Annotated in this window: 15 protein-coding genes; all 15 read right to left on the bottom strand. The window is 66.1% G+C overall.

The window, feature by feature from the left end; all coding sequences use genetic code 11:
* Positions 1-50: 50 nt before the first annotated feature.
* The 15 genes from AAK988_RS02035 to AAK988_RS01965 all read right to left on the bottom strand — a co-directional run bounded on the left by AAK988_RS02035 (position 51) and on the right by AAK988_RS01965 (position 12,381).
* Positions 51-959: a hypothetical protein gene (locus AAK988_RS02035; protein ID WP_369880320.1), complete on the bottom strand. Its 909-nt coding sequence runs from the start codon at positions 957-959 to the stop codon at positions 51-53.
* A 269-nt stretch (positions 960-1,228) separates the two neighbouring features.
* Positions 1,229-2,140 carry a biotin--[acetyl-CoA-carboxylase] ligase gene (locus tag AAK988_RS02030; protein WP_151430398.1) on the bottom strand — a complete coding sequence of 304 codons (912 nt, stop codon included), beginning with the start codon at positions 2,138-2,140 and terminating at the stop codon, positions 1,229-1,231.
* A 21-nt stretch (positions 2,141-2,161) separates the two neighbouring features.
* Positions 2,162-3,025: a triphosphoribosyl-dephospho-CoA synthase gene (locus tag AAK988_RS02025; RefSeq protein WP_501993988.1), complete on the bottom strand. Its 864-nt coding sequence runs from the start codon at positions 3,023-3,025 to the stop codon at positions 2,162-2,164.
* Positions 3,026-3,221: 196 nt separating this feature from the next.
* On the bottom strand, positions 3,222-3,986 hold the full coding sequence (gene madM, locus AAK988_RS02020) for a malonate transporter subunit MadM (protein ID WP_016310364.1): 765 nt from the start codon (positions 3,984-3,986) through the stop codon (positions 3,222-3,224).
* Positions 3,987-3,996: 10 nt separating this feature from the next.
* Entirely contained in the window at positions 3,997-4,386 is a 390-nt protein-coding gene (madL, locus tag AAK988_RS02015) for a malonate transporter subunit MadL (RefSeq protein WP_151430395.1), read from the bottom strand.
* Between the two features lie 73 nt (positions 4,387-4,459).
* Complete coding sequence (locus AAK988_RS02010; protein ID WP_016310362.1) at positions 4,460-4,669, bottom strand: acyl-CoA carboxylase biotin carboxyl carrier protein subunit; 210 nt, start codon at positions 4,667-4,669, stop codon at positions 4,460-4,462.
* A gap of 15 nt (positions 4,670-4,684) precedes the next feature.
* A complete protein-coding gene (gene mdcG / locus AAK988_RS02005; RefSeq protein WP_369880319.1) occupies positions 4,685-5,389 on the bottom strand; it encodes a malonate decarboxylase holo-[acyl-carrier-protein] synthase in 705 nt (234 codons plus the stop codon).
* 3 nt (positions 5,390-5,392) lie between these two features.
* A complete protein-coding gene (locus tag AAK988_RS02000) occupies positions 5,393-6,490 on the bottom strand; it encodes a phenylacetate--CoA ligase family protein (RefSeq protein ID WP_369872670.1) in 1,098 nt (365 codons plus the stop codon).
* A gap of 8 nt (positions 6,491-6,498) precedes the next feature.
* Positions 6,499-7,377, bottom strand: coding sequence for a biotin-independent malonate decarboxylase subunit gamma (gene mdcE, locus AAK988_RS01995; RefSeq protein ID WP_369872668.1), 879 nt, complete (start codon positions 7,375-7,377; stop codon positions 6,499-6,501).
* A 13-nt stretch (positions 7,378-7,390) separates the two neighbouring features.
* Positions 7,391-8,341 (bottom strand): biotin-independent malonate decarboxylase subunit beta, encoded by a 951-nt coding sequence (locus AAK988_RS01990; protein WP_016310358.1) that lies wholly within the window; start codon positions 8,339-8,341, stop codon positions 7,391-7,393.
* Complete coding sequence (gene mdcC / locus AAK988_RS01985) at positions 8,342-8,665, bottom strand: malonate decarboxylase acyl carrier protein (RefSeq protein WP_016310357.1); 324 nt, start codon at positions 8,663-8,665, stop codon at positions 8,342-8,344.
* Positions 8,666-8,707: 42 nt separating this feature from the next.
* Positions 8,708-10,375, bottom strand: a complete 1,668-nt coding sequence (mdcA, locus tag AAK988_RS01980) for a malonate decarboxylase subunit alpha (protein WP_151430385.1) — start codon at positions 10,373-10,375, stop codon at positions 8,708-8,710.
* Between the two features lie 34 nt (positions 10,376-10,409).
* On the bottom strand, positions 10,410-10,886 hold the full coding sequence (locus AAK988_RS01975; protein ID WP_016310355.1) for a HutP family protein: 477 nt from the start codon (positions 10,884-10,886) through the stop codon (positions 10,410-10,412).
* 79 nt (positions 10,887-10,965) lie between these two features.
* Positions 10,966-12,183, bottom strand: coding sequence for a Na+-transporting malonate decarboxylase, carboxybiotin decarboxylase subunit (gene madB / locus AAK988_RS01970; RefSeq protein WP_369872667.1), 1,218 nt, complete (start codon positions 12,181-12,183; stop codon positions 10,966-10,968).
* A 72-nt stretch (positions 12,184-12,255) separates the two neighbouring features.
* Positions 12,256-12,381 (bottom strand): hypothetical protein, encoded by a 126-nt coding sequence (locus tag AAK988_RS01965; protein ID WP_016310353.1) that lies wholly within the window; start codon positions 12,379-12,381, stop codon positions 12,256-12,258.
* Positions 12,382-12,710 lie beyond the last annotated feature (329 nt).

Genomic DNA, 12,710 nt, shown 5'->3' with positions numbered 1-12,710 from the left:
AAGGCCCCCGTTCGCCGTGGCGAACGGGGGCCTTGCGGTGGGCGAGGGCCTTAGCGGGCGTGGCGGCCGCGGGCCTGGACCTGGGCTTGGGCCACAGCCGACGGCACCGGAGCGGCCGGTCCGCCGTAGGGACGCACGGCCCCGCGGGCCTCAACACCGCGGGCAGCCACAGCCCGGGGATTGCCCGTGCGCTGGGCGCCCCGGGGCACCGAAACCTCCTGAGCGCGGCGGGCCTGACGGGCCTCCAGCTCGGCAGCAGCCCGAGCGGCGAAGGCGCGCTCGGCCTCGCGGCGGGCCTTGCGGCTCATCTTCTTACCGGGCATGACGATGGCCTGATCGGCCGGACCACCCTGCACCCAGGAATCCACCTCCTGGCCCGTGGGCAGGGGGATGCTCGTAGGGGTCCACCCGGCAGCGGCCGGCTGGGGCGTGGGAGCCAGGGCGGCCTGAGCGCCGCGGGGGATCTGCGGGTGCCGGCTGCCCTGGCCCCGGGCGGGACGACCGCCGCGAGCCGGCGCGGGCTGCGGGCCGCAGCCCTGCGGCGTCTGCTGCGGATTGGGGGTCGGCTGGGACGGATGGCCGGCCGCACCGCGGGGTGCGGGAGCCGGGCGGCCGGGCACGGGGGCGCCGGGCGCCGTTGCGGCGGCACCGCTCGGAACCGGAGCGGCCTGGGCCATGGCCGCGGGGGCGCCGTTGGGCGCGGGGGCGGCCGTCGGAGCCGGAGCAGCCGCCGGGGCAGGGCGGCCGCCGCGCCCATAGCTGCGGGCCGCATTATTGCGGCGGCCGATGACCATCTGCATTTCGGCCACCTTGCGTCGCTCCACCTCCAGACCATCGGCCATGCCGCGCATACGGCGGTCGAGGGTGGTGATCCACAGGCACAGGGCCAAGACGGCCACCGCCAGGACACCGAGGCCCACGGCTACCAAACCGAATGGCGAAGACAAGAATTCAAACACAGGAACAACCCCTCCCGCAGCGGGCATATCATCAGCTATTTGGATGATAAACGACGCGGGAACGAATGTCGATACAAAAACGCACAGCCCATCGGCCAAAAGGGTGAAAGATCGAAAAGCCCGAACGAGCGTCAATAAGGCCGGGGCGCGCCGGCCGCATTCCCAGCCCCCCGCGAACCTCTGGCCGCACTACCCCGACGGCACCATTCCGCACCAAGGAAAGGGAGCCGCCGCGCCCCTGCGCGGGATCGGGCTGCAAAACCGCCGCCCTACACGGCGAAGACGAGATCTCCCGCCACAATGGGGAAAGGGGCGTCGTCGCCGGGCCGCTCCAGCAGCAGGTGCCCTTCCTCGTCCATGCCGCGCACGATACCGGTCTGCTCGCCCTCGATGTCACGCACCGTGGCCTCTCGGTTCAGGCCGAGGGCCAGATCAAGCCAGCGGCTCCGCACCGGGCCGAAGCCCTCTTCGGCAAAGGAGCGGTCCACCCGTTCCAAACGGTTCAAAATGGCTCCGGCGCACTGGGCCCGCGAGGGCTCTCCCGCCGCACCGCCTGCTCCCGCTGCGCCACACCTGCCAGCCGTCGCCACGTTGCCGAAAGCCGCGCCCGAATGCTCGCCCGAGGCCGCGCAATCGCCAGCCCCCTCCACGCCCCCCGCGGCCGCCACCATGCGCAGGCTGGCAGCCACCGAAGCCAGCTCCCCCTCGAAGGCGGCCTGGTGCACGTTGAGACCGATACCGATGCTCACCCAGGCCAGGCTCCCGTCTTCGGCCACGGCCATCTCGGCCCGAATGCCGCACAGCTTGCGGCGAAAGAGGGGGCCGTCGGCCACGAGCACGTCGTTGGGCCATTTGATGCCCACGGGGAACCCGAGGGAGAGCAGGCCGTCGGCCACGGCCACCGCAGCGCCCAGGGTGAACCAGGGTGCCCGATCCGCAGGAAGGGAGGGTCGCAGCAGGGCCGTCATCCACAGGCCGTCCCCCGCCGCCGATGCCCAGGGGCGGTCGTGGCGGCCGGTGCCCGCGGTCTGGCTCTCGGCCACGGCCACCGTGAAGGGGGGCGCACCTTCCTCGGCGGCCCGACTAATCTCAGTCATAGTGGAGCCCACTTCATCGAAGCTGCGAATGGCCCAGGGGTGACCGAGGCGCAGCTCGGCAGCAATGGCCTGACAGGATATCACGGCAAGCTCCCTTCCGCCGCCCTAGCGACGGCTAATATCGGCGGGGAAGGCCCCCTCTTCCCACAGGTAGCAGGCGATGGTGGCCGACAGCAGGTCGGCGCTGCCCCCAGGGCTCAAACGATAGGCGGCGCAGAAGGCACCCAGGCGCCCGTAGGCCGCCCGTCCTGCCTCGGTGAACACCGAGCCTGCTTCCAGCACGGCGGCGGCGCGGTTCTGCACCTCGACCAAGAGCCGATCGTCGCCGCGCCAGAGCACCGTGGTGTCGTCCACTACGGCCATGAGGGCCACCAGGCTGTGGGTCAGGGCCTCCGAGAGGGTACTCCCGCGCCCAAAGGCCTCGCGCAGGGCCGGCAAGCCCGCCTCGGCCACCGAGGGGAAGCCAGCCTCCACCTCGCCACGGATGCCCGTGGCCCCGTAGCGCTTATACAGCTTCTCTCCGGCCGTGACCGGCTCAGTCGTCCCCGCCAGCTCCCGCTCCACGAGGCCGGCGGTGGCCGCGCGCGCATAGGCAAAGAGGGACGGGCACCGCACTTCTCCGTGAAGGCGATGCACCTGGCCGGCGAAGGCTGCCAGCATACCGAGGGCGAACAGCGCCCCCCTTTGCGTATTCACGCCCCCGGTTGCCTCCAGGAGGCGGCGCTCAGCCGAGATGCCCCGAAACCGCGCCTGGCGGAACAACTCGGCGGGCTCTCCTTCAAAAGAGAGCCCCCGTTCGATAAACTCCAGAAAGTAAGGGAGAAGGGACGCCGACCCGCACATGAACGTGAGAATGCTCATATCGTCGTGGCTTCCGGTACTGCCAGGGCAAACCAGTCCCGGTTTGCCTGCCGTTGCCACTTCGAGCAACAGACCGTTTACCACCGGCTCAGCCAAAGCCCAGCGCACGTCGTTCAATTCCTTCTCCCCCGCGCATAATCCTATGCCGTTACTTTCTTGGGCGACCGCTGCGCGGTTCCTGCCAGAGAACCGGCCCGTCGCCCCCAACCGCTCCGTCGGCCCCTGCCAGAGGGCCTCGGCGGCCTGAGGCGCCACCACACCGCGCCCGCGCCCCGTCCGGGGCCCCGCAGCGCGATCAGCGCCGCTAGAAGAACATCGTGAGCGCCAGATACAGCACCGACGGGCACAGCAGGCAGCCCGTGCCGGTGTAGAACGTGGCGGTCATGGCGCCGTAGGGAACCAGGCGCTCGTCGGTGGCGGCCAGGCCCGCGGCCACGCCGGAGGTGGTGCCCATGAGGCCGCCGAAGATCATGGCGGACTTCGGGTTGTTCAAGCCGAGTGGCTTGGCCAGCATGGGCGTGGCGATCATGACCACGATGGACTTCAGCACGCCGATGGCGATGGAGATGGCCACGACCTCGGAGGAGGCGCCCACCGCAGCACCGGTGACCGGGCCCACGATGAAGGTCACGGCGCCGGCGCCGATGGTGGCCATGTCGGCCGCGCTGGTGTAGCCGAAGGCAAAGGCGAAGATGGCACCGATGATAAACGCCAGGATGACGCCGATGAACAGGGCGAGAATGCCGGGCAGGCCGGCCTTCTTGATCTCATCGAGGCTGGCGCCGAAGGCCGTGGACACGATGGAGAAGTCGCGCAGCATGCCGCCGCCCATCACCGCCAGGCCGCTGAACATGGCCACGTCCGACAGGCCCTTCTCGCCGCCGGTGGCCAGACCGCCGATGAGGGCGAGGATCAGGCCGAATACGATGGCGATGGCCGAGCCGGCGATACGGCCCCGGGTGGCCTTGCCGAGCAGATTCGCGACGGCCATGACGGCGCCCACGACGAGAAACGACATGACCAGGCCGTTTTTGGTCATGATGTTGGTGATCATTTCGATCAGTTCCATGACGACCCCCTTATTCCTTGCTCAGCGGGGGCAGCGGCTCGGAAGGCGCGCCCAACTTCGAGATAACCGGAATGAGCAGCAGCGGCACGATGGTGCACACGATGCCGCACATGATGGTGAGCACGCCGCCTCCCATGATGGCCGCAGCGACGTCCTGACAGGCCGTCATTGCCACCACGATGGGAATGTACATCGCGCTCCAGAACATAATGCCGTCCTGAGCCTTGGTGGACAGCTTGTTCTCCTTCAAGAGCTTGCTCGAGACGAGGATCAGCGCCAACATGGCGAAACCCACGCCGCCGACGTTGGATCCAACGCCGGTGATCATGCCCAGGATGTCTCCGAGCAGCATGCCGCCGAAGAAGCATCCCGAAAGCAAGGCTAATCCGTAAATAACCATGAATTGCCCCTTACATGTCAGGTGGGGCGGCTGCGGCGAAAACCCCTTTCCGCAGCCGCCTTCGTTTTCTCAGTTACTCGATGACGAACATCACGGCACCGGCGTCGACGCGATCGCCGGCGGCGAAGTTGATCTCCTTCACCACGCCGTCGCAGGGGCAGGCGATGTTCTGGTTCATCTTCATCGCCTCCATGACGCCGAGCACGTCCTTGGTCGCCACGGTGTCGCCCACGGCAACCTTCACCTCGACCATCTTGCCGGGCACACGAGATTTGACATCCATTTCTTTCTCCTTCTCTTAGCAGAGCGAATATCTATGATCCATGGCGCGCACCTCGTCTTTGTCCATAAGGCGCACGCCAGTGAATCCCTTGGCGAGCACGGTGGCTCCCCCGTCGAAAAGCTCGGCGAGCTTGATGCCCGCGCCATCGGGAAGCTCCAGTTCCACATCGATGGCAACGCCGCTTTTCTGCGCGAGGTCGACCACCGCGCCGTAGAAGCGCTCGACGGCGCCGAGCGCCCCCATCTTCACCACGAGGTCCAGATCCGAGCCCTCGTGGCAGAAGGGCAGGCCGCTTGCCAGCTGCAGCGCGACGGATCCGAAGACCCCGCAGGGCAGCCCGGCCGCGGCGGCCAGCGCCCACGCCTCGTCCAGAACGCCGAAAACCGGCAGATCGGGAACGACCGTGCAGCGCTTGTGCGCGATCACCTGGTAGGGATCGCGAATGAGGGAGACGGCCGCGGGCGGCACGACGGCGCGCCCGCGCAACCGGTTTCCCTCCTGGCGGAAGGGCGTTGCGAACCCCACCGCCAAGCCGGGGCGACCGTCCTCCTGCCGGGAGACGATTCCCGGCAGCGGCACCCCGTCCACCACCCCGCATCGCAGCTGCTCCACCTCGTCGGCGGGCCACCACGACGGGTCGCCGAGCACTTCCACCGCCAGCGACCGGCGAGCCGCCGGCACGATGGTCACCAGGTCGTGGCGGCGAAAGCGCCCGCGCACCGCTCAGCGCCCCTTCGTCCAGAGCGGATCGCTCTTCGACGTGGCCTGGTAGCGCTCCTGCGCTTCCAGAAGGCGCGCGAACAGCACCGTCTTCTCCGGGTCGTCGATGACGGCCACCATGCGGTTCTCGGGCCACGCGCTCATGAGGGCGAGCTCGTTGACCGGAGCGCCGACGACCACGTCGGGCGCCATGCGCACGATGCGGCCCTTGATCCGCAGGATGGACCGGCATGCCCGCTCGAGGGTCAGAGCCGATTGCGCGGTGCAAGCCTGCACCACCACCTCCAGCTCCGGCGTCGTGCGCTTACGGGAATAGGTGTGGATGATGCCGGCGGGGTTCAGCACGTGCCCGGTTCCGCCCACGGGAAAGCTGTCGCCGGTCGGCAGCCCTCCCGCTGCCAACATGGCCCAGCCTTCCCGCTGGGGGTCGGCCACCAGGGTGAGGTCGTCGCGCAGAGGCGCTCCATCCATCACGAGCCAGCCGAACTCCTGGCAGCCGTACAGGTCGTGCACGACCGCGCCCTTCTCCTCGGCGATGGGCAAGAGCTCCAGATCGAGCGGCGTGCCCGCGCACAGCAGGTGCACCCCCTCCGGAACCGCATCCCACACGCCCAGCTTCTTGGCATCTTCCAGCGAGGCGCGCAGAAAGCTGGACTCCCCCACGACCACCCGGGGCCGCTCGCGGCACAAGGCCACGAGGAACGCGTCGCGCGAGGACCGGCTGAGGAACACCGGCCTGACCTGCGCCCGCTCGAAGGCCCCGCGGGAAAACACGTTGCCCAGCGGCGCGTAGCACAGCAGCACCGTGTCATCGGGCCGCGCCCCGGCCCGGCTGAGGGCCCGCGCCCCAGATCTTTCGCGCTCGGGCAGCTCGGACCAGGTCACACCCACGATGTTCTGGAAGGCGGTGCTGCCCGTGGTGAACGTCGTATAGGCGAAGTTCAGGGGCGTGTGCACCTCCTCGATCACATGGGCGCTCGTCGGGCCGGCCGTGGCCTTGTCGGCCAAGGTGCGCCGCTCCATCTCGTCCAACGCGGGGGCTGTGGAAAACTCCTCGGCCAGGTACGCCAGCTCGTCGACAGCCTGCTGTGCTACGTCCATGGGAGTGCCTAGAGGTACTGGCCGGCCACGGAGGCAAACTCTTCCTCCATGCGGTCGATGACCCTGCGGCGCATCATGCGGCCGCCGCGCTCCTCGCCGAGGGTGCCGTGGCCCATAGGACCGGTAGCGTCGCCATCGCCGGCCAGCTTCGCGGCCTCCACCTCAGCGATGTGGCGGGCCACCGCCGGGCGCATGTCCTCGACGTTCTCCACCAGCTCGTCCACGCCGCCCAGGTGGTAGAAGAACTGGGGGCCGGCCGCGAAGACCGGGTTCTCCTTGGACAGCTCCTCCAACCGCTCGATATCCATCTTCGTGATGCGGGAGATGGAGGTGATGGGCATGACGTGGATCATGGTGCCGAACTCAGGGGACAGGGACAGAATATGGTCGGCCTGCAGACCGTGGCAGAGGAAGGCACCGGAGATGGCGCGGCCGATGACGAGCGCGATCACGGGATGCCCGCTCTTGCGCGCCTCGGCCAAGGCCAGCTGATAGGAGCCGGTGGCCTTGTTCATGCCGAAGATCTCCTCGATCTTGCCGGGGCCGTTGCCGGGGGTGTCCACGATGAGCACGAGCGGGCGCTTCTCGCCCACGGGCTTGTCGGCGTCCTGCTTGATGGTGGTGTAGACCACCTTCGCCATCTTGTAGGCCTCTTCCAGGCCGATGACGCCGAAATACACCACGGGGAACTTGTCATTGAACGCCTGGGCGTCGTTGGCGATGACCACCACGTCGCGGCCGTCGATGGCCGCCTCGCCTACCACAGCACCCGGGCCGATGTCTTCGGAAAACGTTACATCGCCCACCGAATTCTCGTGGAAGCTGCCGGGGTCCACCACCATGTCGATGGCATCGCGGCCCCGTCCGATCATTACTTCAACAGTCATAGATGGTGCCTCCTTATCGACGCTGAGCCACAGCGAGGAACTCCGCCGTGGTCATCTCGGGAATCTGCTCGACGTCCTCGTTGCCGAAGTAGGCCCACACGTCGCGCGCGTCCTTCGGCGCCATCTCCACGGACAGCTCGGCTAGGGCCAGCTGCTCGTCCACGAGCTCCTCGCTGCCGATGCGGCGGCACTTCACGATCTCGTCGTAGGGAGCTTCCATGATGGCGGCCAGCTGATCGTGGAAGTCACCCAGGGTGTCCTCCACCAGGTAGTTCGCGTCGCGCATGATGTACTTGTGCTTGCCGCCGGTGGTACGGTACACAAGGGAGCGATCGGCGGAGTCGAACTCGTCCTTGCCCATCTCCTGCTCGATGACCTCGGGGCCCGTCAGGCCCAGGCGGCCCAGATCGCTCATGACGATGACATCGGTGGCGGCGGCCACGAAGCCCATGCCACCGAAGCAGCCCACCTTCGAGCCGATGAGCGAGATGACGGGGAACTTGCCCTTGGTCTCCTGAATCTGGTCCATGACCTCGGCATGGGCCAGAAGGCCGGCGTTGGCCTCGTGCAGGCGCACGCCGCCGGTCTCGAAGGAGATGACCACGGCGGGCAGGCGCTCGGCCAGCTCGTCGGGATACTCCTCCTTGATGCGCTCGTACATCTGACGGGCCAGCACGAAGGTGCCCACCATCTTGGCCCCGTGGACCTCGCCCACCGCGCCGCCGATGAAGCGGCCCTCCTGGGAGATGACGAACACCGGGTGCTTGCCGATGAGGCCGACGCCGGTCACGCAGCCGTCGTCCCATTCCACGGCCTCGCCGAGCACGGGCAGATGCGGGCTGCTCATACGGTCGGCAGGTCCGGCAAGCTCGGTGAACGTGCCCTCGTCGACGATGCCGCGGGCGCGCTCGCGAGCCGAGGCGCCGTAGAAGCTCTTGGCCTCCAGTTCCTTCCAGTCGATCATTTACTCTGCCTCCTTCCTTGCCTCTTCAATGGCCTGGCGCATGCGCATGGACACCACGACCGGGGTTGCGTTGTTGTCGTTGATCTCGATAACGGCGTCACTGACCTGGCTCTCGCGCACGAAGCGGTCGAGCACGCGCTCCCACACCTCGTCGAAGCCGACCACCGGGGTGCACACCTTGATCTGCACGTCGCCGCCCAGATCGCGCTGCTCGAACATGACCTCCATATCGCCGGAGCCGACGACGCCTCGGTGGGACCAGCCCACCGGGAACGGACGCGGGTCTTCGGGAGTGAACGTGAAATTGAGCTCCCTCAATGCCATCGGGTAACCTCCTTGCTTTCTCTTCGGACCGATTGGGTCGAACTACCAGTTGCGGAACTTCGCGGGCGGGTTGTACAGGCCGCCGGACCAGTTCACCAGGTCCTTCACGGACTTAGCGGCCAAAAGGTCTCGGTTGGCGCGGCGCACGTCGATGCCCAGATCGGCTGGGGTCTTGAAGATGCCGCGCTCCTTGAGGGCCGCGGTCTCGTCCGGATCCTCGGCCATGCCCACCTCGGTGAAGCCGGCCACGGCGCGGATGGCGGCCATGCGGTCGGCCATGGAGGTGCACTTGTGCAGGTAGGCGATGCCCTCCTCAGTGACGATGTGGGTGAGATCGTCGGAGTAGATCATGACCGGGGGCAGATCGAGCCCGGCGTTCTCGGCCAGGGCCACGGCGTCCAGCTTGTCCACGAAGCCCGGGGCCATCTTCTCCCGGAAGGTCTCCTGGAGTTGCACGACGAGCCGCTTGCCGCGGGGAAGGTCGCCAACCAGCTCGTCGTGCATGCCGTACTCCTCGCCGCACTTCATCCAGCCCGGCGTGGAGTGGCGTCGGCCCTTGGCGTCGCAGCCCATGTTGGGAGCGCCGCCGAAACCGGCGATGCGACTGGCCGTGGCCGTGGAGGAATTACCGTACTTGTCGATCTGCAGCGTGCCGCCGATGAACATGTCCAGGGCGTAGTGGCCCGCGGTCTGGGCGTAGTCGCGGTTCGAGCGCATGGTGCCGTCGGGGCCGATGAAGAACACGTCGGGGCGCGCCTGGACGTAGTCGGCCATGCCCGCCTCGCCGCCGAAGCAGTACATGGTCTTCACCCAACCGGACTCGATGGCCGGGATGAGGGTGGGATGGGGATTGGTCACGAAGTAGGAGCAGATCTTGCCCTTGAGCCCCAGCTCCTCGCCATAGGTGGGCAGCAGAAGCTCGATGGCGGCGGTATCGAAGCCGATGCCGTGGTTCAAGCGCTGGATGCCGTACTCGCCGTAGATGCCCTTGATGACCATCATGGCGCGCAGGATCTGCGAGTCGGTGATGAGGGCCGGGTCACGGGTGAACAGGGGCTCGATGTAGAAGGGGCGCGGCGCCTGGATGACGAAGTCCACCCAGTCGCCGGGAATGTCCACGCGGGGCACCTCGTCCACCAGCTCGTTCACCTGCACGATGACGATGCCCTGGTGGAACTTCACCGCCTCGGCGATGACCGCGGTGTCCTCGGTGTTGAAGCCGGTGTAGATGTTGCCGTCCTTGTCGGCGGACACGCCCACGCACAGCGCCACGCGCGGCGTGAGGTCCACGAAGTAGCGGCCGTAGAGCTCCAGATAGGTGTGGATGGCTCCCAGTTCGATCTTGCCGTCGCGCACGTACTCGGCCAAGCGGCCCGCCTGGGGCCCCGAGAACGAGAAGTCCACCTTCTTGGCGATGCCCTTATCGAAGACGTCCAGATGGGCCGGGATGGAGAGCACCGACTGCACCATGTGCAGATCGTGCACCTTCTCGGTGTCCACCTCGCAGAGGCACTGGGCCAAGAAGTCGGCCTGCTTCTGGTTGTCGCCCTCGATGTTAACCTTGTCGCCGGGGCGGATCACGGCCTCGAGCAGCTTCACCGCATCTCCCGCCTCGACCACCTTCCCGTCCATCACATAGGGACGGGCGGCCTCGATGCGCTCACGGTAGTCCCGCTGGAGCGTGTTCCAGATCTTCGGTTCCGTCGTCATTCCTTCTCCTTTCCTTTCCTGATACCTGCTTGCCTTACTTTTCAATGCGGTCCAGATCGGGCAGGTGCATGACGCCCAGGCCCACCCGTTCGTGGCACGAGAACACATGGAGGGACGATTCGCCGTAGAAGGCCACGGCCACCCATCCCTTATTGCGCACGATGGCGATCTTCATGGCGAGGCTCGCCGACGACGCCGTGTTCACGAGAACGCCGCGCTTGGCCTCCTCGGTCGCATGCATGAGGGCGTGGATGGAGCGACCCTCCTTCTCCACCAGACCGGAGTTGAGCGCCGCCCCGATGACAGCGCGGGCGGCCTTGGTCTGGAAGTCGGTATCGCTCGTGCCGCCCACCTCGGTGGCCACAGCCACAATGCCCTCGCGAAGGAACTGCCGCTTGAGGGCGTCCTCCTCGGACTTGGTCTCGGTCATGGACAGCTGGAGCGCCCGGCGCCCCAGGCCCTGGGGGCCGATACCCTTGATTTGAAGCCGTTCGTAGTCGATAGCATCCATGAGATCCCACCGCCCTCTCGGGGGCCGCCTCGGTGAGAGGCGGCCCGCTCATCGAATGGTTCGCGATTGAAACGCTGGACTAGAGGACCAGTCCGATGGTGGCGACGAAGACGCCGGCGGCGATGGCCGACACGATAACGCCGGAGATGTTGCAGCCCATGGCAATGGGGATGACGATGGCGAAGGGGTTCTCCTCTTCCACTGCATGCTGGGCGAGCTTGGTCGTCGTGGGCATGCAGGAGATGCCGGCGATGCCGACCGCGGGGTTGAAGGACTTACCGGTCTTCTTGCCCACGAAGTACATGACCCAGCCGCCGGCGATGCCGCCCACGGCCGAGATGGCCAGGGCCAGGATGCCGAGGACGAGGATGATGCCCACGGTGGGATTCAGGATAGTGCTCGCCTCGCAGAGGCAGCCGAGCACCAGACCCAAGAACAGGGAAGAGAAGCTCGTGATACCGCCCTCGAGCAGCTCCTGGTAAGGCATGATCTTCGCTTCCTTCACGGCCATGCCGAGGAAGAAGGACAGCATGAGCGGTGCGGCCACGGGCAGCAGCAGGCACAGCAGCAGGCAGACCACCACGATGAAGATGAACTTCGCCTTCTGGGACACCTGGGGCATATCGAACTCGATGTCGATGCCGCGGTACTTCTTGGGCACCATGGCCTTGATGATGTAGGGATAACCCGCGTAGGTGAGGGACAGGTACAGGTAGGCGATGATGGAGACGGACACGAACAGCTCCGGCTTCATCATGAGGGTGCCGAACAGCACCATGGGACCGTCGGCGCCGCCGATGATGGCCACCGAGGCGGCGCTGGCCGGATCGAGGCCGAAGAAGTCGACGCCCAGAGCCAGGGTGACAAAGGTGCCCAGCTCGGCGAAGATGGCGATGATGATGCAGGTCCAGGGGCGGGCCAGCAGGAAGCTGATCTCGCTGCGAGCGCCGATGCCCATGAACACCAAGCATGCGATGAGGTTGTTGGAGAACATGAAGTTGTAGATCGGCTGCAGGAAGTTCACCTGGATGGCCGTCATGAGATCATCGGTCTCGCTGACGAGCGGGTCGATGATCAGGGTGCCCGTGGTACCACCGTCCAAGAACAGCACGCCGCAGTTCACGGCGATCATGCCAAGGCCCATGGGAACCATGATCAGCGGCTCAAGCTTGCCCTTGAAGCCGAAGTAGGCCAAAACGAAGCCCAGGATCGTCAGCCCCACGCGCACGGCGCCCAAAACGGGATCGGTCATGAACAGGGTGGCGATGCCGGGGAAAATCTGAGCTAAAACATCCATCTTAGTTCGTTTTCCTTTCGGAGATCAGAGGAGCGGGCGCAAGGGCGCCCAGGGGCAAATCAGATACTCGGTTTACTCGGAATCTTTGGATTTGCTGCGGTTCATCAGCTTGTTGATGACCACGATGACTGCGATGACCAAAAGGGAGATCGCCGCCGTCAGCGCATACGTGAGAAGCGCATACAAGTTGACATCCATCCTCGTCTCACCTCCTTAAGGCAACAAAAAAGCAGAGCATCCGGCTTTCGCTCAAATACTCTGCTTCTCATAACCTTATGATGCGACGTCCGAGGACGCTCTGCATATTTTGAGACTTCCCTTTCCCCACGCTCGGTTCGCGGGAAATCTAGCTGTTGCTGCCATCATACGGACTTGGCACCGAAACGTCAACACCAATTCTCCAACTTTTTTCGCGCCTGAGGAAAATAGCTGGTCAACCTAGGTTTTTGTGAGTTAAGGCTCAAAAAGTGTGCTCCCCACGATGAGTAACCGCGAGGTCGTGCTCGATAAATCGACGCCGCAAGTTG

This window comes from Adlercreutzia muris, assembly GCF_041223505.1.
Classification (GTDB): domain Bacteria; phylum Actinomycetota; class Coriobacteriia; order Coriobacteriales; family Eggerthellaceae; genus Adlercreutzia; species Adlercreutzia muris.
The sequence above is the reverse complement of the archived record's forward strand: the minus strand, read 5'-3'. Positions and strand labels throughout refer to the sequence as shown.